26 protein-coding genes are annotated in these 25,393 nt (G+C 63.0%); 14 read left to right on the plus strand and 12 right to left on the minus strand.

The genetic code is table 11. The features are described 5' to 3' along the window. Positions 1–1,452, minus strand: coding sequence for an Asp-tRNA(Asn)/Glu-tRNA(Gln) amidotransferase subunit GatA (gatA, locus tag ACQKPZ_RS00595; protein WP_427534960.1), 1,452 nt, complete (start codon positions 1,450–1,452; stop codon positions 1–3). 15 nt (positions 1,453–1,467) lie between these two features. Then, positions 1,468–1,755, minus strand: a complete 288-nt coding sequence (gene gatC, locus ACQKPZ_RS00600) for an Asp-tRNA(Asn)/Glu-tRNA(Gln) amidotransferase subunit GatC (RefSeq protein WP_427534961.1) — start codon at positions 1,753–1,755, stop codon at positions 1,468–1,470. A 205-nt stretch (positions 1,756–1,960) separates the two neighbouring features. Between gatC and mreB the strand changes: the two genes are divergently transcribed. The 8 genes from mreB to tldD all read left to right on the plus strand — a co-directional run bounded on the left by mreB (position 1,961) and on the right by tldD (position 13,080). Next, entirely contained in the window at positions 1,961–2,998 is a 1,038-nt protein-coding gene (gene mreB, locus ACQKPZ_RS00605; protein WP_003255163.1) for a rod shape-determining protein MreB, read from the plus strand. Positions 2,999–3,164: 166 nt separating this feature from the next. After that, positions 3,165–4,217 carry a rod shape-determining protein MreC gene (gene mreC, locus ACQKPZ_RS00610; RefSeq protein WP_427535165.1) on the plus strand — a complete coding sequence of 351 codons (1,053 nt, stop codon included), beginning with the start codon at positions 3,165–3,167 and terminating at the stop codon, positions 4,215–4,217. Next, a complete protein-coding gene (gene mreD / locus ACQKPZ_RS00615; RefSeq protein WP_015269051.1) occupies positions 4,217–4,705 on the plus strand; it encodes a rod shape-determining protein MreD in 489 nt (162 codons plus the stop codon). Before mreC ends, mreD begins: the two co-directional genes overlap by 1 nt. A 33-nt stretch (positions 4,706–4,738) precedes the next feature. After that, the gene (locus ACQKPZ_RS00620; protein WP_427534962.1) at positions 4,739–5,350 is read left to right on the plus strand and encodes a Maf family protein; all 612 of its coding nucleotides are present in this window, start codon (positions 4,739–4,741) and stop codon (positions 5,348–5,350) included. A gap of 54 nt (positions 5,351–5,404) precedes the next feature. Next, entirely contained in the window at positions 5,405–6,862 is a 1,458-nt protein-coding gene (rng, locus tag ACQKPZ_RS00625; protein ID WP_391124566.1) for a ribonuclease G, read from the plus strand. Between the two features lie 88 nt (positions 6,863–6,950). Beyond that, entirely contained in the window at positions 6,951–10,772 is a 3,822-nt protein-coding gene (locus ACQKPZ_RS00630; RefSeq protein ID WP_427534963.1) for a YhdP family protein, read from the plus strand. Between the two features lie 14 nt (positions 10,773–10,786). After that, entirely contained in the window at positions 10,787–11,638 is an 852-nt protein-coding gene (locus ACQKPZ_RS00635) for a carbon-nitrogen hydrolase family protein (protein WP_427534964.1), read from the plus strand. 2 nt (positions 11,639–11,640) lie between these two features. Continuing rightward, entirely contained in the window at positions 11,641–13,080 is a 1,440-nt protein-coding gene (tldD, locus tag ACQKPZ_RS00640) for a metalloprotease TldD (protein ID WP_012270646.1), read from the plus strand. Between the two features lie 129 nt (positions 13,081–13,209). Here the strand turns inward: tldD and yjgA are convergent, their stop codons facing one another. Then, entirely contained in the window at positions 13,210–13,731 is a 522-nt protein-coding gene (gene yjgA, locus ACQKPZ_RS00645) for a ribosome biogenesis factor YjgA (protein ID WP_016713148.1), read from the minus strand. Between the two features lie 108 nt (positions 13,732–13,839). Between yjgA and pmbA the strand changes: the two genes are divergently transcribed. From pmbA to ACQKPZ_RS00675, 6 genes are all read left to right on the plus strand, one after another. Further along, positions 13,840–15,186, plus strand: coding sequence for a metalloprotease PmbA (pmbA, locus tag ACQKPZ_RS00650; protein WP_427534965.1), 1,347 nt, complete (start codon positions 13,840–13,842; stop codon positions 15,184–15,186). Positions 15,187–15,428: 242 nt separating this feature from the next. Next, positions 15,429–15,830: a FagA protein gene (locus tag ACQKPZ_RS00655; protein ID WP_391124583.1), complete on the plus strand. Its 402-nt coding sequence runs from the start codon at positions 15,429–15,431 to the stop codon at positions 15,828–15,830. Continuing rightward, the gene (locus ACQKPZ_RS00660) at positions 15,823–17,199 is read left to right on the plus strand and encodes a class II fumarate hydratase (RefSeq protein ID WP_427534966.1); all 1,377 of its coding nucleotides are present in this window, start codon (positions 15,823–15,825) and stop codon (positions 17,197–17,199) included. Before ACQKPZ_RS00655 ends, ACQKPZ_RS00660 begins: the two co-directional genes overlap by 8 nt. A gap of 27 nt (positions 17,200–17,226) precedes the next feature. Then, positions 17,227–17,688, plus strand: a complete 462-nt coding sequence (locus ACQKPZ_RS00665) for a hypothetical protein (protein ID WP_391124589.1) — start codon at positions 17,227–17,229, stop codon at positions 17,686–17,688. Position 17,689: 1 nt separating this feature from the next. After that, positions 17,690–18,301: a superoxide dismutase gene (locus ACQKPZ_RS00670; protein ID WP_427534967.1), complete on the plus strand. Its 612-nt coding sequence runs from the start codon at positions 17,690–17,692 to the stop codon at positions 18,299–18,301. Between the two features lie 11 nt (positions 18,302–18,312). Continuing rightward, on the plus strand, positions 18,313–19,206 hold the full coding sequence (locus ACQKPZ_RS00675; RefSeq protein WP_391124594.1) for a ZIP family metal transporter: 894 nt from the start codon (positions 18,313–18,315) through the stop codon (positions 19,204–19,206). Between the two features lie 158 nt (positions 19,207–19,364). Here ACQKPZ_RS00675 and ACQKPZ_RS00680 read toward each other — a convergent pair whose 3' ends face one another. The 9 genes from ACQKPZ_RS00680 to ACQKPZ_RS00720 all read right to left on the minus strand — a co-directional run bounded on the left by ACQKPZ_RS00680 (position 19,365) and on the right by ACQKPZ_RS00720 (position 25,391). After that, positions 19,365–19,637, minus strand: a complete 273-nt coding sequence (locus ACQKPZ_RS00680) for an HPr family phosphocarrier protein (RefSeq protein ID WP_105946930.1) — start codon at positions 19,635–19,637, stop codon at positions 19,365–19,367. Between the two features lie 19 nt (positions 19,638–19,656). Beyond that, positions 19,657–20,511, minus strand: coding sequence for an RNase adapter RapZ (gene rapZ, locus ACQKPZ_RS00685; protein WP_427534968.1), 855 nt, complete (start codon positions 20,509–20,511; stop codon positions 19,657–19,659). Between the two features lie 2 nt (positions 20,512–20,513). Then, positions 20,514–20,978: a PTS IIA-like nitrogen regulatory protein PtsN gene (ptsN, locus tag ACQKPZ_RS00690; RefSeq protein WP_391124600.1), complete on the minus strand. Its 465-nt coding sequence runs from the start codon at positions 20,976–20,978 to the stop codon at positions 20,514–20,516. Positions 20,979–20,990: 12 nt separating this feature from the next. Further along, positions 20,991–21,299 (minus strand): ribosome hibernation-promoting factor, HPF/YfiA family, encoded by a 309-nt coding sequence (hpf, locus tag ACQKPZ_RS00695; protein WP_391124603.1) that lies wholly within the window; start codon positions 21,297–21,299, stop codon positions 20,991–20,993. A gap of 79 nt (positions 21,300–21,378) precedes the next feature. Then, positions 21,379–22,872 (minus strand): RNA polymerase factor sigma-54, encoded by a 1,494-nt coding sequence (locus ACQKPZ_RS00700; protein ID WP_391124606.1) that lies wholly within the window; start codon positions 22,870–22,872, stop codon positions 21,379–21,381. A 176-nt stretch (positions 22,873–23,048) separates the two neighbouring features. Beyond that, entirely contained in the window at positions 23,049–23,774 is a 726-nt protein-coding gene (lptB, locus tag ACQKPZ_RS00705) for an LPS export ABC transporter ATP-binding protein (RefSeq protein ID WP_012270657.1), read from the minus strand. Next, positions 23,775–24,299: a lipopolysaccharide transport periplasmic protein LptA gene (lptA, locus tag ACQKPZ_RS00710; RefSeq protein WP_346644881.1), complete on the minus strand. Its 525-nt coding sequence runs from the start codon at positions 24,297–24,299 to the stop codon at positions 23,775–23,777. After that, positions 24,286–24,858, minus strand: a complete 573-nt coding sequence (gene lptC / locus ACQKPZ_RS00715; protein WP_403200082.1) for an LPS export ABC transporter periplasmic protein LptC — start codon at positions 24,856–24,858, stop codon at positions 24,286–24,288. Before lptC ends, lptA begins: the two co-directional genes overlap by 14 nt. A gap of 8 nt (positions 24,859–24,866) precedes the next feature. Then, a complete protein-coding gene (locus tag ACQKPZ_RS00720; protein WP_427534969.1) occupies positions 24,867–25,391 on the minus strand; it encodes a KdsC family phosphatase in 525 nt (174 codons plus the stop codon). Between the last annotated feature and the right edge of the window lie 2 nt (positions 25,392–25,393).

Consider the following 25,393-nt stretch of genomic DNA (forward strand, 5'->3'; position numbering starts at 1 on the left):
TCAGAAGCCGTTGGGGGCGCGGGTGTGCCAGTCGGTCACTTGCTGATAGCGGTGCGCGACGTTGAGCAGGCGGCCTTCCTGGAAGTACGGCGCCAGCAGCTGCACGCCGACCGGCAGGCCGTCGACGAAGCCGGCCGGCATCGACAGGCCCGGCAGGCCCGCCAGGTTGGCGGTGATGGTGTAGACGTCTTCAAGGTAGGCGGCGACCGGGTCGCTGCTCTTGGCGCCAAGTTTCCAGGCCGGGTTTGGCGTGGTTGGGCCGAGGATCAGGTCGACGTCGTTGAAGGCGGCCATGAAGTCGTTCTTGATCAGGCGACGGATCTGCTGCGCCTTCACGTAGTAGGCGTCGTAGTAACCAGCCGACAGGGCGTAGGTGCCGACCATGATGCGGCGCTGTACTTCCACGCCGAAGCCTTCGCCGCGGGAACGTTTGTACAGGTCGGTGAGGTCTTTCGGCGCGTCGCAGCGGTAGCCGAAACGCACGCCGTCGAAGCGCGACAGGTTGGAAGAGGCTTCAGCCGGGGCGATCACGTAGTAGGCCGGGATGGCGTGCTGCATGTTCGGCAGGCTGATTTCCTTGACCACGGCACCGAGCTTTTCCAGCTCTTTGACGCTGGCCTGGACCAGGTCGGCGATGCGTGGGTCGAGGCCGGCACCGAAGTACTCCTTCGGCAGGCCGATGCGCAGGCCCTGCAGCGAACCATTGAGGGTGGCGCTGTAATCCGGCACCGGCTCTTCGATGCTGGTGGAATCCTTGGCATCAAACCCGGCCATGCCTTGCAGCAGCAGGGCGCAGTCTTCGGCAGTGCGGGCCAGCGGGCCGCCCTGGTCAAGGCTGGAGGCGTAGGCGATCATGCCCCAGCGCGACACACGACCGTACGTCGGCTTGAGGCCGGTGAGGTTGGTCAGTGCCGCCGGCTGGCGGATCGAACCGCCGGTGTCGGTGCCGGTGGTAGCCGGCAGCAGGCTTGCGGCCACGGCAGCGGCCGAACCGCCCGACGAACCGCCTGGGACGTGTTCGAGGTTCCACGGGTTCTTCACCGCGCCATAGTGGCTGGATTCGTTGGCCGAACCCATGGCGAACTCGTCCATGTTGGTCTTGCCCAGGGTGACCATGCCGGCTTCGGCCAGCTTGGCGACCACGGTGGCGTCATACGGCGCCTTGAAGTTGTCGAGCATCTTCGAGCCGCAGCTGGTGCGTACGCCGTTGGTGCAGAACAGGTCCTTGTGGGCGATCGGCGCCCCCAGCAGCGCGCCGGTTTCACCAGCGGCGCGGCGGGCGTCGGCGGCACGTGCCTGGCCCAGGGCCAGGTCTTCGGTGACGCTGATGAAGCTGTTGATCTGCGGGTCGAGCTGCTTGATGCGCGCCAGCAGGGCGCCGGTCAGCTCTTCGGAGGAAAACGACTTGTCGGCGAGTCCGCGGGCGATCTCGGCCAGGGTCAATTGATGCATGGCAGGCTCTATCCCTTACTCGATGACTTTAGGAACCAGGTACAGACCACTTTCGGTCGACGGCGCGATAGCCTGGTAGGCATCGCGCTGGTTGCGCTCGGTGACCTGGTCGGGGCGCAGGCGCTGGCTGGCCTCCAGCGGGTGGGCCAGGGGCTCGATGCCGGTGGTATCCACCGCTTGCATCTGGTCGACCAGGCCGAGGATGCTGTTCAGGGCGTCGGTAATGCGTGGCAGTTCGCCATCATTCAGCCCCAGACGGGCCAGATGGGCGATCTTTTCCACGTCGCAGCGTTCAAGCGCCATGGGGATCTCCAAGGGAAACAAAGAACGGAATTTGGGTCCGCGATGAGGAACATGTCAGCTTTCTGGCGGTCCAACAGCCGCGATCATCGGCTGGCATGCTCGGAAAAACAGCCAATTTAACATATTGGCTCCTTGCCCAAAATCCCTGCCATTGTTAGAGTTTGCCGCACTTTTTTACCCACGCTTTCCCCAGGGTCACTTTCCCATGTTCAAGAAACTGCGTGGCATGTTTTCCAGCGATCTCTCCATCGACCTGGGTACTGCCAACACCCTTATTTACGTGCGTGAGCGCGGTATCGTCCTGAATGAGCCCTCGGTTGTTGCCATCCGTACCCATGGCAATCAGAAAAGCGTCGTCGCCGTCGGTACCGAAGCCAAACGCATGCTGGGCCGTACGCCTGGCAACATTGCTGCCATTCGTCCGATGAAGGACGGCGTCATCGCCGACTTCAGCGTCTGCGAAAAAATGTTGCAATATTTTATCAACAAGGTTCACGAGAACAGCTTCCTGCAGCCAAGCCCGCGTGTGCTGATCTGCGTGCCGTGCAAGTCGACCCAGGTAGAGCGCCGCGCCATTCGCGAGTCGGCCCTGGGTGCCGGTGCCCGTGAAGTGTTCCTGATCGAAGAGCCGATGGCCGCTGCGATTGGTGCCGGCCTGCCGGTTGAAGAGGCCCGTGGCTCGATGGTCGTCGATATCGGTGGCGGTACCACTGAAATCGCCCTGATCTCGCTGAATGGCGTGGTCTATGCAGAGTCTGTCCGCGTTGGCGGCGACCGCTTCGACGAAGCCATCGTCACCTACGTGCGCCGTAACTACGGCAGCCTGATCGGCGAATCTACCGCCGAGCGCATCAAGCAGGAAATCGGTACCGCCTACCCGGGCGGCGAAGTGCGTGAAGTCGACGTGCGTGGCCGTAACCTGGCCGAAGGCGTACCGCGCGCCTTCACCCTGAACTCCAACGAAGTGCTCGAAGCGTTGCAGGAATCGCTGGCGACCATCGTCCAGGCGGTCAAGAGCGCCCTGGAGCAGTCGCCGCCCGAGCTGGCATCGGACATCGCCGAGCGTGGCCTGGTGCTGACCGGTGGTGGTGCGCTGCTGCGTGACCTCGACAAGCTGCTGGCCCAGGAAACCGGCCTGCCAGTGATCGTCGCCGAGGACCCGCTGACCTGTGTCGCCCGTGGCGGCGGTCGCGCCCTGGAGATGATGGACAAGCACGCGATGGACCTGCTCTCCAGCGAGTGATCCCACTCGCTGCTCACGAGCGCCCGGTTTACAGGTAGTACGCACAGTGCTACCTGTATGTGCTGGGCTGGCGCCCGTTCAGGGCGCCGTATCCGTCAACCCGCAACCAGGCTGGTGCGTTGTCCCATGTCCAATGACCTCCTGAGTCGTCCACGAGGAACGGCCCATTAAACCGCTTTTCTCCAAGGGCCCTTCGCTGGGCGTTCGCCTGCTCGTACTGGTGGTGATGTCGGTCGCGTTGATGGTTGTCGACGCGCGCTTCGACGTGCTCAAGCCTGTGCGCAGCCAGATGGGCGTGGTACTGATGGAGTCGTACTGGATCACCGACTTGCCGCAGCGTGCGTGGCAAGGCGTTGCCGGCCAGTTCGGCAGCCGCAACGAACTGATCGCCGAAAACGAAAAGCTCAAGACCGAAGCCCTCCTGCTGCAGGGGCGCTTGCAGAAGCTGGCAGCCCTGACCGAGCAGAACGTGCGCCTGCGCGAGTTGCTGAACTCTTCGGCGCTGGTCAACGAAAAGGTCGAAGTAGCCGAACTGATCGGTGTCGACCCCAACCCGTTCACCCACCGCATCCTGATCAACAAGGGTGAGCGTGATGGCGTGTTCCTTGGCCAGCCGGTGCTTGATGCGCGTGGCCTGATGGGCCAGGTGGTCGAGTTGATGCCCTACACCTCGCGGGTGCTGTTGCTGACCGACACCACCCACAGCATTCCGGTGCAGGTCAACCGCAACGGCCTGCGTGCCATCGCCAGCGGCACCGGTAACCCCGAGCGCCTGGAGCTGCGGCATGTGGCCGATACCGCCGACATCAAGGAAGGCGACCTGTTGGTCAGCTCCGGTATGGGCCAGCGCTTCCCGGCCGGCTACCCGGTGGCCACGGTCAATGAGGTGATCCACGACTCCGGCCAGCCGTTTGCCATCGTGCGTGCCATCCCCACCGCCGCACTCAATCGCAGCCGCTACATGCTGCTGGTGTTCAGCGACCGGCGTACCCCGGAGCAGCGCGCTACCGACGCCGCCATCGCCCAGGAAGAGGCTGACCGCAAGGGTGGCGCGGTAACAAGCCCAGGCGAGCAGGGCGCGCCAGCCGGCAGCGTGCCTGTCGTACCGGCCACAACGCCTGCGCCGACAGCTCCGCCCGCACAGCCCGCAGCCCCGGCGGCTGCTCCTGTCACGCCAGCTGCAGCGCCCGCTGCACCCGCTCATACCCGGAGGCAATGATGGCTGCTTCACGCCGCAACAACGGCTGGGTCATCTGGCTGACTTTCGCCATCGGCCTGCTGCTCAGCGTCTCGCCCATGCCGCAGTTCATGGAAGTGTTCCGGCCCATGTGGCTAGCCTTGCTGGTGTCCTTCTGGACACTGGCCGTGCCGAACAAGGTCGGCATGACCACGGCGTTCGTGCTGGGGCTGGCCGAGGACGTGCTGTACGGCACCCTGTTGGGGCAGAACGCGCTGATCCTTACCCTGATCACATTCCTGGTGCTGTCGCTGCAACAACGCCTGCGCATGTTCCCGATGTGGCAGCAGAGCCTGGTGATCCTGGTGATCTTCGGCATCGCCCAGTTGATCCAGTTGTGGCTCAGCGCCCTGACCGGCAACCGCCTGCCCACGTTGGCGCTGGTCTGGTCTGCGGTCATCAGTGCCTTGCTCTGGCCGTGGATCAGCTTCGCCCTGCGCGACTTGCGCCGACGCTTGCATATCAACTGACGGCGATGCCGACACTGACAGGGAGATGTCTGCATGAACCCGCTTTACCTGGCCTCCGGCTCGCCCCGCCGTCGTGAACTGCTGACCCAGATCGGCGTGCCGTTCAGCGTCGTCAGCGCCCCCATCGATGAAACCCCGCTGCCCGGCGAAAGCGCGCCGGCCTACGTCGAACGCCTGGCCCGGGCCAAGGCTGCCGCAGGCCTGGCCAGTGTCGCAGGGCCAGCTGTGGTGCTGGGTGCAGACACCGCCGTGGTGCTCGATGGTCGTATTCTCGGCAAGCCGCAAAACCGCGAAGATGCCCTGGCCATGCTGGCCGACCTGTCAGGCCGCGAGCATCAGGTACTGACTGCGGTCGCTCTCACCGATGGGCTGCGCACGCAAAGCCTGTGCGTTACCAGCCAGGTTCGCTTTCGCCTGATCAGCGACGAAGAAGCCCAACGCTACTGGGCCAGCGGCGAGCCGGCGGACAAGGCGGGTGGCTACGCCATTCAGGGCCTGGGCGCGGTGTTCGTCACTGGCCTGTCCGGCAGCTACTCGGCAGTGGTGGGTTTGCCCCTCAGTGAAACGGCCGATTTGCTCGGCCAGTTCGGCGTTGCCTGCTGGCAATCGTCCGTGCCTACGCCAGAGGTAACAAACCCGCAGTAGCCAGCAGTGCGTACGCCATCCATCATTACAAAAGACCTTTGACGAGAGCCTGCCATGAGTGAAGAGATCCTGATCAACATCACCCCGATGGAGTCACGTGTGGCGGTGGTGGAAAACGGGGTACTGCAGGAGGTGCACGTCGAGCGCACCCAGCGGCGGGGCATCGTTGGCAATATCTACAAGGGCAAGGTGGTGCGCGTGCTGCCGGGCATGCAGGCGGCCTTCGTCGACATCGGCCTGGAGCGTGCGGCGTTCATCCATGCCTCGGAAATCTCCCAGCGTGAAGGCTCGGCGGTAGAGAACATTACTGCACTGGTGCACGAAGGCCAGGCGCTCGTGGTGCAGGTTACCAAGGACCCGATCGGCTCCAAAGGTGCACGCCTGACCACCCAGTTATCGATTCCTTCGCGCTACCTGGTGTACATGCCGCGCAGCAGCCATGTCGGTATTTCGCTGAAGATCGAAGACGAAGCCGAGCGTGATCGCCTCAAGCAGGTGGTCAGCGACTGCATGGAAAGCGAAAACATCAAGGATGCCGGCGGTTTCATTTTGCGCACCGCCGCCGAGGGCGCACGTTCTGAAGAGATCCTGCAGGATATCCGCTACCTGCGCCGCCTGTGGGAGCAGATCGGTACCCAGATCAAGACGTGCGGTGCGCCCACGGTCATCTACGAGGACCTTGGCCTGGCCCTGCGTACCTTGCGTGACCTGGTCAACCCGAAGATCGAGAAGATCCGCATCGACTCGCGGGAAACCTTCCAGAAGACCACGCAGTTCGTCGGCGAACTGATGCCGGAGATCGCCGACCGCCTCGAACACTACCCTGGCGAGCGTCCGATTTTTGACCTGTACGGCGTCGAAGACGAGATTCAGCGTGCCCTGGAACGCAAGGTGCCGCTCAAGTCCGGCGGCTACCTGGTGGTCGACCCGGCCGAAGCCATGACCACCATCGACGTGAACACCGGTGCTTTCGTCGGCCATCGCAACCTGGAAGAGACCATCTTCAAGACCAACCTCGAGGCCGCCACCGCCATCGCCCGGCAACTGCGCCTGCGCAATATCGGCGGCATCATCATCATCGACTTCATCGACATGGAAGATGAAGAGCACCAGCGCCAGGTGCTGCGTACCCTGGAAAAACAGCTGGAACGCGATCACGCCAAGACCAACATCATCGGCATCACCGAGCTGGGCCTGGTGCAGATGACCCGCAAGCGCACCCGTGAAAGCCTGGAGCAGGTGCTGTGCGAGCCATGCCTGGCCTGCCAGGGCCGCGGCAAGCTGAAAACCCCCGAGACCATCTGCTACGAGATCTTCCGCGAGATCCTGCGCGAGGCCCGTGCCTACCAGGCCGAGGGCTACCGTGTGCTGGCCAACCAGAAGGTGGTCGACCGCCTGCTGGATGAAGAGTCCGGCAACGTGGCAGAGCTGGAGGCTTTCATTGGTCGAACCATTCGCTTCCAGGTCGAGTCGATGTATTCGCAGGAACAATACGACGTGGTGCTGCTCTGAGGCCTTCTGAAACACGCTGCTGCATCGTCGCGCTGGCAAAACCTGCGCGACGGGCCATCATGGATAAACGACTTGGAGGGCCACGGCCATGGGACGTCTGACCCGCGTTCTTGTCGCCTTGACCCGCTGGGGGCTGGGCATATGTGCCCTGTTGGCGGTACTGGTGGCGCTGTATGTCAGCCTTGGCCGCGAACTGGCGCCGCTGGTCGCCGAGTACCGTGCCGACGTAGAGAGCAAGGCCGAGCAGGCGCTGGGCCTGCCCGTGCATGTCGGTGCGCTGGAAGGGCACTGGAGCGGGCTGGCGCCGGTGCTGCGGGTGCGCGACCTGCAGTTGGGCGAGGGTGCCACGGCGCTGCGCCTTGACGAGGTCATGGTGGTTCCCGATGTCTGGGCCAGCCTTACCGCCCGTGAAGTGCGCCTGGCGCGCATTCAGCTGGGCGGCCTGCAACTGATTCTGCGTGAGAACGAGCAGGGCGCCTGGAACCTTGAAGGGCTGCCGAAAAAGGACGACACGCCGCTGGACCCTGCCGACCTGCTGCAGCGCCTGCGCCAGCTAGGCCGGGTTGATGTGTTCGACAGCCAGGTCACGTTGCACCCCTGGCAGCGCGACCCGCTGACCCTGACTTATGTGAGTGCCGGTTTGAAGGCCGGTGCCTCGCGCCAGGCGTTGGACCTGCGGGCGACCTTGCCTGATGGCCAGCCCTTGGCGCTGAACCTGCGTAGTCGCGTATCGGCCAAGGCCTGGCGTGATGGCCAGGTCGAAGCCTACCTGAGCCTGCCGCAAAGTGACTGGTCGCACTGGCTACCGCCCGCTTTGCTGGGGCAATGGCATGCCGAAGCGTTGCGTGCCGGCGGTGAGTTCTGGGTCGACTGGGGCAACGGGCAGTTGCAACAGGCCGTGGTCCGGCTCAATGCACCTGAACTGAAGGGCGCCTACAGTGGGCGCAAGGCCGCCATCCTGAACAACCTGGCCTTGGGTGCCTGGTTCCAGCGCAGCGAGCAAGGTTTCGATATTGTTGTCGATTCCTTGGCCATGGACATTGGCAAGACCCGCTGGGAATCGCACCTGCAGGTCCAGCAGCGCGCAGGCAAGAGCGCCGCCGAGGAAAGCTGGAAGGTGCAGGCCGATCGGCTCAACCTGACGCCGCTGACCCCGTTGATCGACGCCCTGGCACCGTTGCCGGACAAGGTCATGGCCGTGGTCGATGGCCTCAAGGTCACGGGTGCACTGCGCAATGTGCGGCTGGAGGCCCGCCCCAAGGCTGAAGGTGACCAGCGCCTGCAGTTCGAAGCCAACCTGGAAAAGGTCGGTTTCGATGCCTATCACAATGCCCCGGCGGCCGGTAACGTCAGCGGCAGCATCAGTGGCGATCTGGGCCACGGCGAGCTGCGCCTGGATACCGATGCGTTCATGCTGCACCTGTACCCGATCTTCGCCAAACCGTGGCATTACCAGAAGGCCAATGCACGGCTGACCTGGGCACTGGACAAGGAGGGTTTCACCCTGGTTGCGCCCTACCTCAAGGTGCTGGGCGAAGAGGGCAAGATCGCGGGCGACTTCCTGATTCGCCTGTTGTTCGAGGAAGGCCGCGAGGACTACATGGACCTGCGTGTCGGCCTGACCGACGGCGATGGTCGCTACACCGCCAAATACCTGCCCGAAGTGCTCAGCCCGGCCCTCGACGAGTGGCTGCGCAGCGCCATTGTCAAAGGCGCGGTGGATGAAGGCTACTTCCAGTACCAAGGCTCTCTTAACCATGGCGCTGCACCGGAGGCGCGCAGCATCAGCCTGTTCTTCAAGGTGCATGACGCTGCGCTGGACTTCCAGCCTGGCTGGCCGCAGGTACAGCATGTGGATGGCGATGTGTTCATCGAGGACAGTGGCGTGCGCATCAAGGCCCAGCGCGGCGTGCTGCTGGACACCAAGGTCAGCGATGTGACGGTCGACATCCCGCATGTCGACCAGGGCCAGCACAGCCACCTGTTCCTCGATGGCGATTTCGACGGCAGCCTGGGCGATGGCCTGAAGATTCTGAAGGAGGCGCCAATCGGCACGGGTGAAATCTTCGCCGGCTGGGAGGGTGAGGGGCCGCTCAAGGGCAAGGTCAAGCTCGATATCCCGCTGGAACATGGGCAGCGGCCGAAAGTACAGGTGGACTTCGCCACCCATGATGCGCGCTTGAAGGTTGCCCCGCCGAGCCTTGAGTTGAGCCGCCTGAAGGGTGACTTCAGCTTCGATTTCGACAAGGGCCTGAGCGGCAAAGGCATCAGCCTGCAGGCCTTTGGCAAGCCGGTAACGGCGCAGATAACTGCCGAAGGCCAGCCTGGGCAGATGCAGACGCGCATCGAGGCCAATGGCCAGGTATCACTCAAGGCCTTGACCGAGTGGCTGCAGTTCAACCAGGCCTTGCCGGCTTCCGGTGACCTGCCCTACCAGTTGCAACTGAGCCTGGGCAGCCGTGACAACCGCCTGAGTGTCAGCTCCAGCCTCAAGGGCCTGGCCATTGACTTGCCGGCGCCGTTCGGCAAGGCGGCGGCAGACACTCGCGACAGCCGTTTCAGCATGAGCCTGCAGGGGCCGGAGCGGCGTTTCGATGCTGGCTACAGCGACCTGGCGCGCTTTGCCTACGCTGCACCCGCCGACAAGTTGCTGCAGGGGCGTGGCGAATTGCTGCTGGGTACAGGGGACGCTCAGGTGCCAACCGGCCAGGGCCTGAGGGTACGTGGGCGCCTGGACACGCTTGACCTTGGTCCATGGCAGGAACAGGCGGCGCGCCTGGGCGGTAACGACCCAGGCGGCAGTGCACGGCAGAACCTGCAGAGCGTTGACCTGAGTATCGGCCAGTTGAAAGCCTTTGGCATGGACCTGAACCAGGCTGTGGTGCGGTTGGTCCGAGGCGGCCCGGCCTGGGACCTGCGCCTGGACAGCAAGGAAGTCATCGGCAATGCCCGGGTGCCGGATGCCAAGGGCGCGCCGATGGTCGTGCGCATGCAGACCCTGCGCCTGCCAGCGCCCAGCCCGGCTGAAAAACAGGCCGAGGAGCGGGCTGAGGACGGCCCTGATCCACTGGCTTCCTTCGACCCGCGCAAGGTCCCGGCATTGGACATGAGCATCGACAAGCTATACCGCGGTGACGACCTGTTCGGCAGTGCCTCGATCAAGCTGCGGCCAACCGCCCGCGGTGTTGCTGCCAGCGATATCGACCTCGACTTCAAGGGCCTGCGCATTGACGGTGGCGGTGGCTGGGAGGGCGAAACGGGCAAGACCAGCAGTTGGTACAAAGGGCGCCTGGACGGCAAGAACCTTGCCGATGTCCTGAAGGCCTGGGGCTTTGCCCCGACCGTGACCAGCCGTGACTTCCGCCTGGACGTGGACGGCCGCTGGCCAGGTTCGCCGGCCGCTGTGAGCCTGACGCGCTTCTCGGGCAGCATGGATGCGGCGCTGCGCACCGGCCAGTTTGTCGAGGTCGAGGGCAGCGCCCAGGCGTTGCGGGTATTCGGCCTGCTCAACTTCAACTCGATTGGCCGGCGCCTGCGCCTGGACTTCTCCGACCTGTTCGACAAGGGCCTGGCCTATGACCGGGTCAAAGGCCTGCTTGTAGCCAGCAATGGCGTCTACGTGACCCGCGAACCCATCACCATGACCGGCCCGTCGAGCAGCTTCGAGCTGGAGGGCACGCTGGACATGGTCCGTGACCAGGTCAACGCCAACCTGCAGGTCAGCCTGCCGGTGACCAACAACCTGCCGCTGGCCGCGCTGATCGTTGGCGCGCCAGCAGTAGGCGGGGCGTTGTTCCTCGTCGACCGATTGATCGGTGACCGTGTGTCGCGCTTTGCCAGTGTGCACTACCGTGTCGAAGGCCCGTGGAAAGAGCCTAGAATCACCTTTGTGAAACCTTTCGATAAATAGTGCCAGGAGCGCCCATGAAGGCAGCGGTAATCCAGATGGTCAGCCAGGACGATGTGCTGGCCAACCTGCAGCGTGCCGGTGCCCTGTTGCAGCAGGCTGCACTGGGCGGTGCGCGGCTGGCGGTGCTACCGGAAAACTTTGCCGCCATGGGTCGCAAGGACGCCGCCGCCATAGGCCGTGCCGAAGCTTTGGGTGAAGGGCCTGTCCTGCCATGGTTGAAACGGACCGCCCGCGACCTCAAGTTATGGATAGTCGCCGGTACCTTGCCCTTGCCACCGGTCGGCCAGCCCGAGGCCAAGGCGCATGCCTGCTCGCTGCTGATCGATGAACACGGCGAGGTGGTGGCACGCTATGACAAGCTGCACCTGTTCGACGTGGATGTTGCCGACAATCGCGGCCGTTACCGTGAATCGGACGACTACGCCCACGGCGCCCAGGTGGTGGTGGTGGATACGCCAGTGGGGCGGCTGGGGTTGAGCGTGTGCTACGACTTGCGCTTCCCCGAGCTGTACAGCGAACTGCGCGCTGCCGGCGCGGAACTGATCACTGCACCCGCTGCCTTTACGGCGGTGACCGGTGCGGCGCATTGGGAGGTGTTGGTTCGTGCCCGCGCCATCGAAACCCAGTGCTACCTGCTGGCTGCGGCGCAGGGCGGCACCCACCCGGGCCCACGGGAAACCCATGGCCATGCGGCGATCGTCGACCCTTGGGGGCGTATCGTCGCAGAACAGGCGCAAGGCGAAGCAGTATTGCTTGCCGAGCGCGACATTGAAGAACAAGCGTCCATTCGGGCGCGCATGCCGGTGGTATCGCACCGGCGCTTTTTTTCGCAGGGCGCGTTGCGGCCTGCGCACACCTCGGAGTGACTATGAGCCAGATGTTATCCACCGTCAGCGAGCAGCTCCTGGCCCCAGGCGGCTTGACCCTGGACAGCCTGCAGAGCGTGCTGGGTGAGTTGGCCGGCCCCGGCATCGACGCCGCCGACCTGTATTTCCAGGGCCAGATCTCGGAAACCTGGGCGCTGGAAGACGGTATTGTCAAAGAGGGCAGCTTCAACCTGGACCAGGGCGTGGGTGTACGTGCCCAGTCCGGTGAAAAGACCGGCTTCGCCTACAGCAACGCTATCAACCTTGAGGCGCTGACCTCTGCGGCCCGTGCCGCCCGTTCGATTTCCCGAGCCGGGCAGAACGGCACGGTTCAGGCCTTCCGCAGCCAGGAAGTGACCGCCCTGTATGCCGCAGACAACCCGCTGGATGTACTGAGCCGCGCCGAAAAGGTCGAGCTGCTAAAGCGTGTCGATGCTGCAACCCGCGCCCTGGATCCACGTATCCAGCAAGTCAGCGTGAGCATGGCCGGGGTCTGGGAGCGCATCCTGATTGCAGCGGCCGATGGCAGCCTCGCTGCGGATGTGCGCCCGCTGGTGCGTTTCAACGTCAGTGTCATCGTCGAACAGAACGGCCGTCGCGAGCGCGGCGGGCAGGGCGGTGGCGGGCGTACCGACTACCGCTTCTTCACTGAAGAGCGGGTAATGGGCTATGCCCGCGAGGCGCTGCGCCAGGCGCTGGTCAACCTGGAAGCGATCCCGGCACCCGCTGGCACCTTGCCAGTGGTACTGGGCTCGGGCTGGTCGGGCGTGTTGCTGCACGAGGCTGTCGGCCATGGCCTGGAAGGCGATTTCAACCGTAAGGGCAGCTCGGCGTTCAGTGGCCGCATTGGCGAGAAAGTGGCGTCGAGCCTGTGCACTATCGTTGACGATGGCACCCTCGAAGGCCGCCGTGGCTCGCTGAGCGTGGATGACGAAGGCACCCCGACCGAATGCACCACGCTGATCGAGAACGGGGTGCTCAAGGGCTACATGCAGGACAAGCTGAACGCGCGCCTGATGGGCATGGCGGTGACCGGCAACGGCCGCCGTGAATCCTACGCGCACCTGCCTATGCCACGCATGACCAACACTTACATGCGCGCTGGCGAAAGCGACCCGCAGGAAATCATTGCGTCGGTGAAGAAAGGTATCTACTGCGCCAACCTTGGTGGTGGCCAGGTGGACATCACCAGTGGCAAGTTCGTGTTCTCGACCAGTGAGGCCTACCTGATCGAAGACGGCAAGATTACCGCACCGGTGAAGGGCGCGACCCTGATCGGCAATGGTCCGGAGGCAATGAGCCGGGTGTCGATGGTCGGTAACGACCTGGCGCTGGACAGCGGGGTGGGGACATGTGGCAAGGACGGGCAGTCGGTGCCGGTCGGGGTAGGGCAGCCTACCTTGAAGCTGGATGCGATTACCGTGGGCGGAACCGGGGCGTGATGGCCTTGGGGACCGTTGTTGGAGCGGGCATGCCCGCGAAGCAGGCGACGCGGTGCATGGCACCGGCTTCGCCGGTGTTCGCGGCGGTTCGACGCCTCGACACGCCCGCTCCCACAGGGTCCCAGTCTGTCAGCGCAACCCGCGCTGCAACTCGTCGAGGTCGCGGATGTACTTGAACACCTTGCGCGCAGCGGCAGGTGGCTTGTTCCGCGCCTTTTCGTGTTGCGCATGGCGCACCAGCGAACGCATTTGCTGGCGATCGGTTTCGGGGTACTCGTTGACGAAGCGCTCGAGATCTTCGTCGTTACCGTCGATCAGCCGATCGCGCCAGCGCTCCAGGTTGTGGAAGCGCTCGTTGTACTGGCGAGTGGAGCTGTCCATCTGTTCGAGCAGGGCGTGGATGGCATCCAGGTCCTGCACGCGCATCAGCTTGCCGACGAACGACATGTGGCGTTTACGGGCGCCATGAGCCGTGTGCTTGCTGGCTTCAGCCAGGGCCTTGCGCAGCTCGTCGGTCAAGGGCAGGCGTGCCAGGGTATCGGCCTTGAGCGTGGTCAGGCGCTCGCCAAGTTCAACCAGCGCATGCAGTTCGCGCTTGATCTGGGTTTTGCTTTTTTCGCCGTCGAAGGCGTCGTCGTTTGAATCAACCATGGTGGCAGTCCGCTAGAAATCGCCGCCATGATAACCAGTCGGGGGCCGCTTGTCCGGCCCGGTCGTAGAATGACCCTCGCCGAACGCAGAATTTGAGTGGAGAGAACCATGAGTGCAGTCCAGAGCGTAGGTCCGAAAGACCTGCCAGCGTTGCAGGAGCAGGTCGAGCAGATAATCGCCGAGGCGAAGCGCCAAGGGGCCAGTGCCTGCGAAGTTGCGGTGTCGCTGGAGCAGGGCCTGTCCACCACGGTACGCCAGCGTGAGGTCGAAACGGTCGAGTTCAACCGCGACCAGGGCTTTGGTATCACCCTTTACGTTGGCCAGCGCAAAGGCTCGGCCAGCACGTCGGCCAGTGGCCCGGACGCGATCCGCGAAACCGTCGCTGCAGCCCTGGCGATTGCCAAACATACCTCCGAGGACGAATGTTCCGGCTTGGCCGACGCCGCGTTGATGGCCCGTGAAATCCCGGATCTGGACCTTTACCACGACTGGGATATCGAGCCGGAAAAGGCAATTGAGATGGCCCTGGCCTGCGAAGCTGCGGCGTTCGATGCCGACTCGCGCATCCTCAATGCCGACGGCACTACCCTCAATACCCATCAAGGTTGCCGGGTGTATGGCAACAGCCATGGCTTCATCGGCAGTTACGCGTCGACCCGGCACAGCCTGAGCTGCGTCATGATCGCCGAAGGCGACGGGCAGATGCAGCGCGACTACTGGTATGACGTGAACCGCCAAGGCAACCTGCTGGCTGACCCGCGTAGTATCGGTATTCGCGCTGCTCAGCGCGCAGCCAGCCGCCTTGGCGCCCGGCCGGTGCCTACGTGCGAAGTGCCGGTGTTGTTTTCTGCCGAACTGGCCGGTGGCTTGTTCGGCAGCTTCCTGTCGGCTATTTCCGGCGGCAACCTCTACCGCAAGTCCTCGTTCCTTGAAGGCACCATCGGCCAGCGTCTGTTCCCGTCCTGGCTGACCCTGGACGAGCGCCCGCACATTCCTCGGGCGCTGGGCAGTGCCGCCTTCGACGGTGATGGCCTGGCCACCTATGCAAAACCGTTCGTCGACAAAGGCGAGCTGGTTTCCTACCTGCTGGGTACCTATTCCGGGCGCAAGCTGGGCTTGCCAAGCACGGCCAACTCCGGTGGTGTGCACAACCTGTTCGTCACCCACGGTGTCGAAGACCAGGCCGCGTTGATTCGTCGCATGGGCCGCGGCCTGCTGGTGACCGAGTTGATGGGGCATGGGCTGAACATGGTGACGGGCGATTACTCCCGTGGTGCGGCCGGTTTCTGGGTGGAAAACGGCGAGATCCAGCATGCTGTGCAGGAAGTGACCATTGCCGGCAATATGAAGGACATGTTCCAGCAAATTGTTGCGATTGGTAGCGATCTTGAAACTCGCAGCAACATCCATACAGGGTCAGTGCTGATCGAGCGGATGACGGTTGCAGGTAGCTGATCTGTAGCCGGTACCGGCCTCTTCGCGGGCTCGCCCGCTCCCACAGGTACAGCGTCAGCCTTGAAGACTGTGCGTACCCTGTGGGAGCGGGCGAGCCCGCGAAAGGGCCGGCACAGGCACTAGAGAATTTTCAATGAACACCAAGACCCGGCCCCGCGCCGGGTTTTTTCTTTCATCACCTTTTTCTTGAAGTGATTCTGCTTATCACTTAATAATGAATATCATTATCCAGTAACCCAGCGATGATGTTCATGAAACCTGTCCTGCGCGAACTGCCCTACCTGGAAAACTGGCGCTGGCTAAGCCGGCGCATCCGCTGTGCGCTCGAGCCCGACGAGCCGCGCCTGATCGAGCATTACCTCGCCGAAGGCCGCTACCTGGTGTGCTGCACCGAGACATCGTCATGGACGGTGGCACTGACCTCTTTCCGCCTGCTGCTGGATACCGCCTGTGACCGCATGCTGCCCTGGCATTGGCGCTGCCTGTGCCTGGACCAAGCCTGGCGCCCGCTGCTTGACCTGCGCAACCTCGACCGCCAGGAACAAAACCTGCGCTGGCAGACGTACGCCCTGCAGTTGGCCAATTGCCGGCTGCTGCCGTCGATTTCTCCCGATGAACTGATGCAAGGATTTGATGATGAGTGATACCCGTATCGAGCGTGACAGCATGGGTGAACTTCAGGTGCCGGCCCTGGCCCTGTATGGCGCCCAGACCCAGCGCGCGGTCGACAACTTCCCGGTCAGCGGCCAGCGCATGCCGGCCCAGTTCATTCGTGCGCTGCTGCTGGCCAAGGCGGCTGCGGCCAAGGCCAACGTCGAGCTGGAGCAGCTGTCCGCCGCGCAGGGCCAGGCCATCGTCAAGGCGGTCGAGCAACTGCTGGCCGAGGATTTTATCCAGCACTTCCCGGTGGATGTGTTCCAGACCGGCTCCGGCACCAGCTCGAACATGAACGCCAACGAGGTGATTGCCACCCTGGCAAGCCGTGTGCTGGGTGACGCGGTGAACGCCAACGACCATGTCAATTGCGGCCAGAGCAGCAATGACATCATCCCCACCACCATCCACGTCAGCGCCGCTCTGGCGCTGCACGAGCAACTGCTGCCGGCGTTGAACCACCTGGTGCAGGTGATCGAGACCAAGTCGGCGCAGGTGCATCAGTACGTGAAGACGGGTCGTACCCACCTGATGGATGCCATGCCGGTGCGCATGAGCCAGGTGCTGGATGGCTGGGCAGCGCAGATCAACGGTGCCAAGGCACACATTGAAGCGACCCTGCCGAGCCTGCAGGCGCTGGCCCAGGGCGGCACGGCCGTGGGTACCGGCATCAATGCCCACCCACAGTTCGCGGCCGGATTCGCCCGCCAGCTCAGCGGCTTGACCCAGGTCGAGTTCACACCGGGGCAGAACCTGTTCGCCCTGATCGGCTCGCAGGACACCGCCGTGGCGTTGTCTGGCCAGCTCAAGACCGCCGCCGTGGCGCTGATGAAAATCGCCAACGACCTGCGCTGGATGAACTCTGGCCCGCTCGCCGGCCTGGGCGAAATCGAGCTGCAAGGACTGCAACCGGGCTCATCGATCATGCCCGGCAAGGTCAACCCGGTAATCCCGGAGGCCACCGCAATGGTCGCTGCCCAGGTGATCGGCAACGACGCGACCATCGCTATCGCGGGTCAGTCCGGCAACTTCGAGCTGAACGTGATGCTGCCGGTGATCGCCCGCAACCTGCTGGAGAGCATCGAGCTGATGGCAAACGTCAGCCGCCTGCTGGCCGACAAGGCTATCGCCAGCTTCAAGGTCAACGAGGGCAAGCTCAAGGAGGCCCTGGCGCGTAACCCGATCCTGGTCACTGCATTGAACCCGATCATTGGTTACCTCAAGGCAGCTGAAATTGCCAAGACCGCCTACAAACAGGGCCGCCCGATCATTGATGTAGCGCTGGAGCACACCGACCTGTCGCGTGACCAGCTTCAAGCGCTGCTGGATCCGGAAAAACTCACCGCTGGCGGTATCTGACACGGCGTCACCGCCCAGGAGACAACCATGCAGCACTGGAAACGCACCACGGAAACCGCCAACCGCCTGTTCGAACAAGGCGAGTTGGTCGACGCCCGGGAACACTACCTGCAAGCCCTGGCGCTGGCTCAGGTGCTGTTCGAGCGCTGGCATGACGTCGACGAAGCGGTGGCTGCTTTCGTCATCGCCCACCACAACCTGGCCGACCTGCACCTGCGCTTGAACCAGCCGCATGAGAGCGCCGACTACTTGTGCTCCGCTCATCAGCGGCTGTTGCAGGCCAGCCAGGAGGCGCGCTTGCCCCAGGCGCTGCGTGACGCAGCCTTGCGCCACAGTGGGCGCACCTACACCGAACTGCTGAGTTTCATCGCCGAGTACGGCCAGTACCCACGTACCGAGCGCCTGCTCAACCGCCACAACGCCGGGGCCAGCGAACTCGCTGCCCAGGCGGATGCGGCGCCCAGAACCCATGCCTACGGAATTCACTGACATGCCGCATACCTTGCCTGCTTTGCCATACGCCTACGATGCGCTGGAACCGCACATCGACGCGCAGACCATGGAAATTCACCACACCAAGCATCACCAGACCTACGTCAATGGTCTCAACGCCGCCATCGAAGGTACCGAATGGGCTGAGTGGCCTGTAGAAAAACTGGTTGGTGCAGTCAAGCAACTGCCGGAGAACCTGCGTGGCGCGGTGACCAATCACGGCGGCGGCCACGCCAACCACAGCCTGTTCTGGACCGTGATGTCGCCACAGGGCGGCGGTGAGCCACAGGGCCAGCTGGCGCAGGCTATCTCGTCGCAACTGGGTGGCTTCGAAGCCTTCAAGGACGCTTTCACCAAGGCCGCGCTGACCCGCTTCGGCAGCGGTTGGGCCTGGCTCAGCGTCACGCCGCAGAAAACCCTGGTGGTGGAGAGCAGCGGCAACCAGGACAGCCCGCTGATGCACGGCAACACGCCAGTCCTGGGCCTGGACGTGTGGGAGCATGCCTACTACCTGAAATACCAGAACCGTCGTCCGGAATACATCGGTGCCTTCTACAACGTCATTGACTGGGCGGAAGTGGAACGTCGTTACCTCGAAGCCCTGAAGTGAGTCAGACCGGTATGCGCTCAGAGGTAATGTCTGTCAGCAGTGTGCGGCTGTTTCGCCTGGCGCTTGGGACCTTGCTGTTGCTGGCCGGCACCGCGTTGCTGGTGGCGCGCGGCCTTGCCTGGCTGGACTTGGAGCCACGCATGCTGCGTGCGCTGGAAGGCGGCGCATTGTGCGCGCTGGGGACTGCGTTGGGCGCGGTACCGGTACTGGTCATTCGCAACATGCCGGTGGCGTTGGCCGATACGCTGCTGGGCTTTGGTGCCGGCGTGATGTTGGCGGCCACCGCGTTTTCCCTGATCATTCCGGGGTTGAACGCGGCTCAGTCCATCGGTTTCAGCCCTTGGGGCGCGGGTGGCCTGATCAGCTTTGGCCTGATGTTCGGTGCGCTGTGCCTGTTTCTGGTTGATCTCAAGGTGTCTGGTGCCTCACCCGAGGCGCTGGTCGGCAGCGACAACCAGCCGGTGATCGCTGCGCGTATCTGGCTGTTTGTGATTGCCATCATTGCGCACAACATCCCCGAAGGCATGGCCATCGGCGTGTCGGCCGGTGGTGGCATGCCTGACGCCGACAGCCTGGCCATGGGCATTGCATTGCAGGACGTGCCTGAGGGGCTGGTGATCGCGCTGGTGCTGGCCGGGGCGGGTATGCCGCGTTTCAAGGCCTTCCTGATCGGTGCTGCTTCAGGTTTGGTCGAGCCAGTAGCGGCAGTGATTTGCGCCTGGTTGGTGAACATCGCCGAACTGCTGCTGCCGCTGGGCCTGGCCTGTGCGGCGGGGGCGATGCTGCTGGTGGTAACCCAGGAGATCATCCCGGAATCGCGCAGCAACGGCCATCATCGCCTGGCCAGCCTGGGGCTGTGTATCGGGTTCTGTTTGATGATGGTGATGGATACTGCGATGTCCTGATTCACTATCAGGCTTGCGCGGTCCTTGTAGGAGCGGCCTTGTGTCGCGAATGGGCCGCAAAGCGGCCCCGGCAATTTGTGCCTTGTTGCCGAAATCCTGGGGCTGCTTTGCAGCCCTATCGCGACACAAGGCCGCTCCTACAAGGACCGTGCAGGTTTTTATTCGCCTTCGTCGAAGAAGTTGTTGATCAACTCGACCAACGCATCCATGGCGTCGTTGTCCTGCTCGCCCTCGGTGAGCAGGTGCACCTGGGTACCTTTGCCAGCCGCCAGCATCATCACCGCCATGATGCTCTTGCCATCCACCAGTTTGTCCGGCGCACGGCCAACCCTGACTGCACAGGGAAAGCGACCGGCCACGCCGACGAACTTGGCTGCCGCCCGGGCATGCAGACCCAACTTGTTGATGATGGTGATTTCGCGGGCGGGCATCGTGGGGCGGATCCTTGGGCTAGAGGTCGCGGTGGCGGACCTGGACGTTTTTCAGGGATTGCTGCAGCAACAGGCCAAGGCGCTCGGTGATGTACACCGAACGGTGGTGGCCGCCGGTGCAGCCGATGGCAATGGTCACGTAGGCGCGGTTACTGGCGGCGAAGCGCGGCAACCACTTGAGCAGGTAACTGGAAATATCGTTGAACATGTCTTCGACATCCGGCTGTGCAGCCAGGTAGTCGACAACCGGTTGGTCGAGGCCGGAGTGCTCGCGCAGCTCGGGCTTCCAGTAGGGGTTGGGCAGGCAGCGCACATCGAACACCAGGTCGGCATCGACCGGCATGCCGCGCTTGAAGCCGAACGACTCGACCAGGAACGCGGTGCCAGGCTCGGGTTGGTTAAGCAGGCGCAGCTTGATCGAGTCACGCAGCTGATAGAGGTTCAGGCTGGTGGTGTCGATCTTCAGGTCGGCCAGGTCGGCGATCGGGCCCAGGAGTTCGTTCTCGACGCGGATCGCTTCGGCCAGCGAGCGATTGGCATTGGTCAGCGGATGCCGTCGGCGGGTCTCCGAGAAGCGCTTGAGCAGCATGTCTTCGTCGGCATCCAGGAACAACACATCGCACTGGATGTTGCGCGCACGGGCTTCTTCGAGCAATTCGGGGAAGCGCGTCAGGTGGCTAGGCAGGTTGCGTGCGTCAATCGACACGGCAACCTTCGGTTGCAGCAGTTCGGTGTTGATCAGTGCCTCTTCGGCCAACTGCGGCAGCAGCCCGGCGGGAAGGTTGTCAATGCAGTAGAAGCCGTTGTCTTCCAGGACATCGAGGGCGGTGCTCTTGCCGGAGCCGGACCGGCCGCTGACAATGATCAGGCGCATGTTCAGTGCTCGTTCTGTACGTCCAGGACAACCTGGTACAGGGCCTCGTTACTGCTGGCGGCACGCAGGCGATCACGAACCTCTTTGCGATCGAGCATGCTGGCAATCTGGCGCAGCAGTTCCAGGTGGGCATCGGTGGCAGCTTCGGGCACCAACAGGACGAACAGCAGGTCCACGGGTGCGCCATCGATGGCGTCGTAATCGATTGGGGCTTCCAGGTGCAGCAGGGCGCTGACCGGGGAGGAGCAACCTTCAAGCCGGCAGTGCGGGATGGCGATGCCATTGCCGAAACCGGTCGAGCCGAGTTTTTCCCGGGCGACCAGTTTTTCGAAGACGTCTTGCATCTCCAGTTCTGGCACTTGTTCGGCGATGACGGTGGCGACCTTTTCCAGGGCGCGCTTCTTACTGCCGCCCGGCACGTTCACGAGGGAACGGCCGGGGGTCAGGATGGTTTCAAGTCGGATCATGGATGAGGGGGATCAGCGGGCAGCTGCACCTTGCAGCAGGCTTTGCTGTTTTTCCTTGTGTTTTTTCAGTTGGCGGTCGAGCTTGTCGGCCAAGGCATCGATCGCTGCATACATGTCTTCGTGTTCGGCGTTGGCAACCACTTCGCCGCCGGGAATTTGCAGGGTCGCCTCGACCTTCTGCAACAGCTTCTCGACTTTCATGATGACCTGCACGTTGGTGATCTTGTCGAAGTGACTCTCCACGCGGGCGAGCTTTTCAAGCACGTAATCGCGCAGTGGCTGGGTGACTTCTACATGCTGTCCACTGATATTGACTTGCATACAGCTTCTCCTTTGTTGCCCGTGCATAAAGAGGCAGGTCTTGCACCTGCCCCACAAACGCTGTGGCACATCTCAGGCGCTACATCAGTCGCTTGCGCTCGCTCGACGGTGCGATGCCGAGGGACTCGCGGTACTTGGCGACGGTGCGACGGGCTACCTGGATGCCTTGTGCCTCCAGTAAACCAGCGATCTTGCTGTCACTCAATGGCTTTTTCTGATTTTCCGCCGCAACCAGTTTCTTGATGATCGCGCGGATCGCCGTGGACGAGCATTCTCCGCCTTCGGAGGTGCTGACGTGGCTGGAGAAAAAGTATTTCAGCTCGTAGATGCCACGCGGTGTGTGCATGTATTTCTGCGTGGTCACCCGCGAAATGGTCGACTCGTGCATGCCTACCGCTTCGGCGATGTCGTGCAGCACCAACGGCTTCATGGCTTCGTCACCGTGGTCGAGGAAGCCGCGCTGGTGCTCGACGATCTGTGTGGCAACCTTCATCAGGGTTTCGTTGCGGCTTTGCAGGCTCTTGATGAACCAGCGCGCTTCCTGCAATTGGTTGCGCATGAAGGTGTTGTCGGCGCTGGTATCGGCACGGCGCACGAAGCCGGCGTATTGCGGGTTTACGCGCAGGCGCGGGATGGCCTCCTGGTTCAGCTCCACCAGCCAGCGGTCGCTGTCTTTGCGCACGATGACGTCAGGCACCACGTACTCAGGCTCGCTGGACTCGATCTGCGAACCGGGGCGCGGGTTGAGGCTTTGCACCAGCTCGATCACCTGGCGCAGCTCGTCTTCCTTGATTTTCATGCGGCGCATCAGCTGGCTGTAGTCACGGCTGCCGAGCAGGTCGATGAAATCGGTGACCAGGCGCTTGGCTTCGGTCATCCACGGGGTATTGGCGGGCAATTGGCGCAGTTGCAGCAGCAGGCATTCGCCCAGGTTGCGGGCGCCGACGCCGGCTGGCTCGAACTGCTGGATGCGGTGCAGCACCGCTTCGACCTCGTCCAGCTCGATATCCAGCTCCGGGTCGAAGCCGGCGCAGATTTCCTCGAGGGTGTCTTCCAGGTAGCCCTGGCCGTTGATGCTGTCGATCAGGGTAACGGCGATCAGGCGGTCGGTGTCGGACATCGGCGCCAGGTTCAGCTGCCACAGCAGGTGGCTTTGCAGGCTCTCGCCGGCCGATGTACGGGTGGTGAAGTCCCACTCGTCGTCATCGTTGCTCGGCAGGCTGCTGGCGCTGGTCTGGTAGATGTCTTCCCAGGCGGTGTCGACCGGAAGCTCGTTGGGGATGCGCTCGCTCCACTCACCATCTTCCAGGTTGTCGGCACTGACGGTGCTTTCCTGGAAGCTGTTGTCCTGGGCTTCGGCGGCCGGTTTGTTCTCGGCGTTGTCCGCCATCGGGTCGCTGTTGTCGAAGTCCTCGCCGTCTTCCTGACGTTCGAGCATCGGGTTCGACTCCAGCGCTTCCTGGATTTCCTGTTGGAGGTCCAGGGTGGAAAGCTGGAGCAGGCGGATGGCCTGTTGCAACTGCGGTGTCATCGTCAGTTGCTGGCCCATTTTTAGGACGAGCGATGGTTTCATGGCTGGGGCTTAATACCTTGTTCGCCGGCGCGCATGCGCCATCCACTACACGAGGGCGCCGGGGCGCCAGATCAAGCAAGTTTTATGCCTTAAATTGTAGCGTTTGCCTAGAGCACTGTAACAACTTTAACCCCGGTTTCAGGGCGATTTGCCAGTACCCCAGGCATGTGCCGGGGTCAGAGCCGGAACTCGTGGCCCAGGTAAACCTCTTTCACCAGGTCGTTGGCCAGGATGGTCTCGGCATCGCCTTCGGCGATCAGGCGGCCATCATTGACGATATAGGCGGTTTCACAGATATCCAGGGTCTCACGCACGTTGTGGTCGGTGATCAGTACACCGATGCCCTTGGCCTTGAGGTGGTGGATGATCTGCTTGATGTCGCCGACCGAGATCGGGTCGACACCGGCGAATGGTTCGTCCAGCAGGATGAACTTGGGTGCGGTCGCCAGGGCGCGGGCAATCTCCACACGGCGGCGTTCGCCACCGGAGAGGCTCATGCCGAGGTTGTCGCGGATGTGGCTGATGTGGAACTCCTGCAGCAGGCTTTCCAGTTCTTTGCGCCGGCCTTCGCGGTCGAGGTCCTTGCGGGTCTCGAGGATGGCCATGATGTTGTCGGCCACGGAAAGCTTGCGGAAGATTGAAGCTTCCTGCGGCAGGTAGCCGATGCCGGCGCGGGCGCGGCCGTGCATGGGCTGGTGGCTGACATCGAGGTTGTCGATGAGCACGCGGCCCTGCTCGGCCTGCACCAGCCCGACAATCATGTAGAAGCAGGTGGTCTTGCCGGCACCGTTGGGGCCGAGCAAGCCTACGATCTGGCCGCTGTCGATCGACAGGCTGACGTCACGTACCACCTGACGGCCCTTGTAGCTCTTGGCCAGGTGCTGGGCTTTGAGGGTTGCCATTTACTCGGCCTTCTTCTTGGGCTGGATCACCATGTCGATACGCTGACGCGGCGAAGTCACGTTGCCACCGCGACCGGCAGTTGCCACCTGGGTCTGGGTGTTGTAGACGATTTTCTCGCCTTCGGTGGTGTTGCCCTCGTTCTCGACCTTGGCGCGGTCGGTGAGGATCACCAGGTCTTTCTGTGCCTGATACTGGATAGTCACGCCCCAGCCTTTCATCTTGTCCGGCTTGGCTGCGCTCTGTTGCTGCTCGAAGTAGGCCAGGTTGCCTACCGAGGTCACCACGTCGATATCGCCGGCGGCGGAACGGGTGATGGTCACGGTGTTGCCTTTGATCATCATCGAACCCTGGGTGATGATCACGTCGCCGGTATAGGTGGCCACGCCTTGCTTGTCATCCAGGTGGGCATTGTCCGCCTGGATTCGGATCGGCTGGTCACGGTCATTCGGCAGGGCGAGGGCGCTCGCGCTTCCCAGTGCTGCGCTCAGGCTGAGCAAAAGGGGGAGGGTTTTAACGAGCCTCATACTGTCCTCTTACGTTAGAGAGCAAGTCCATCTTGCCTTCTTTCAAATACGCTTTCATTCCTTTGCCCGTAGTAGTGCCACCGGCGCCGTCGATTCTAACGGCTTGCTCGGTCTGCGCATATTGCTTCTGCGGGAACACAGTCATGCGTGAGCTGGTAATGATGGTTTCGCGCTGCTTTTCGTCAGTGCGGGCAACCCGTACCTTGTCGATCAGCTCGACTTCGGTACCGTCCGGGTTGACCTCGGCGCGGGTGCTTTGCACGTGCCACGGGTATTCGGTGCCCCGGTACATGTGCAGGTCCGGCGTGGTCAGCAGGGTGATTTCACTGGCCTTGAGGTGTTCGACCTTGTCGGCAGTCATTTCGTACTGCAGTTTGCCGTCGGGCAGAAACTGCACGCTGTGGGCGTTGATCGCATAGTAGTCGATGGCGCTTTCGTCGACCTGGGCCACCGGCTTGTCGAGGAAGCTTTCCGGGCTGACATTCCAGTAGCCGATCGCCACCAGCAGGGCAGCGATCACTGCGAGCAGCGCAACATTGCGGGCTTTCTTGCTGAACATGGGCAGCCTTACAGGTAATTGGCGTTGGCAGCGTCCAGGGTGCCCTGGGCCTGCATGATCAGTTCGCAGAATTCACGGGCCGCACCTTCGCCGCCGCGTGCCTGGGTCACGCCATGGGCGTGCTGGCGTACGAACGGCGCGGCGTTGGCCACGGCCATACCCAGTGCCACCCGGCGAATCACCGGCAGGTCCGGCAGGTCGTCGCCCAGGTAGGCCACTTGATCATAGCTTAGGCCCAGTTCGGCGAGCAGGCCGTCAAGCACGACCAATTTGTCCTCGCGGCCCTGGAAAAGGTGCGGGATACCGAGGTTCTTCGCCCGGCGTTCGACCACCGGGGTCTTGCGGCCGCTGATGATGGCGGTGGTCACGCCCGCGTTCATGAGCATCTTGATGCCCTGGCCGTCGAGGGTGTTGAAGGTCTTGAATTCGCTGCCGTCTTCAAGGAAGTACAGGCGGCCGTCGGTGAGCACGCCATCCACGTCGAACACTGCCAGCTTGATGCGCTTGCCGCGTTGCATCAGGTCCTGATTCATTC

The organism is Pseudomonas sp. NPDC089547 (assembly GCF_050280665.1).
Taxonomy (GTDB): Bacteria; Pseudomonadota; Gammaproteobacteria; order Pseudomonadales; family Pseudomonadaceae; genus Aquipseudomonas.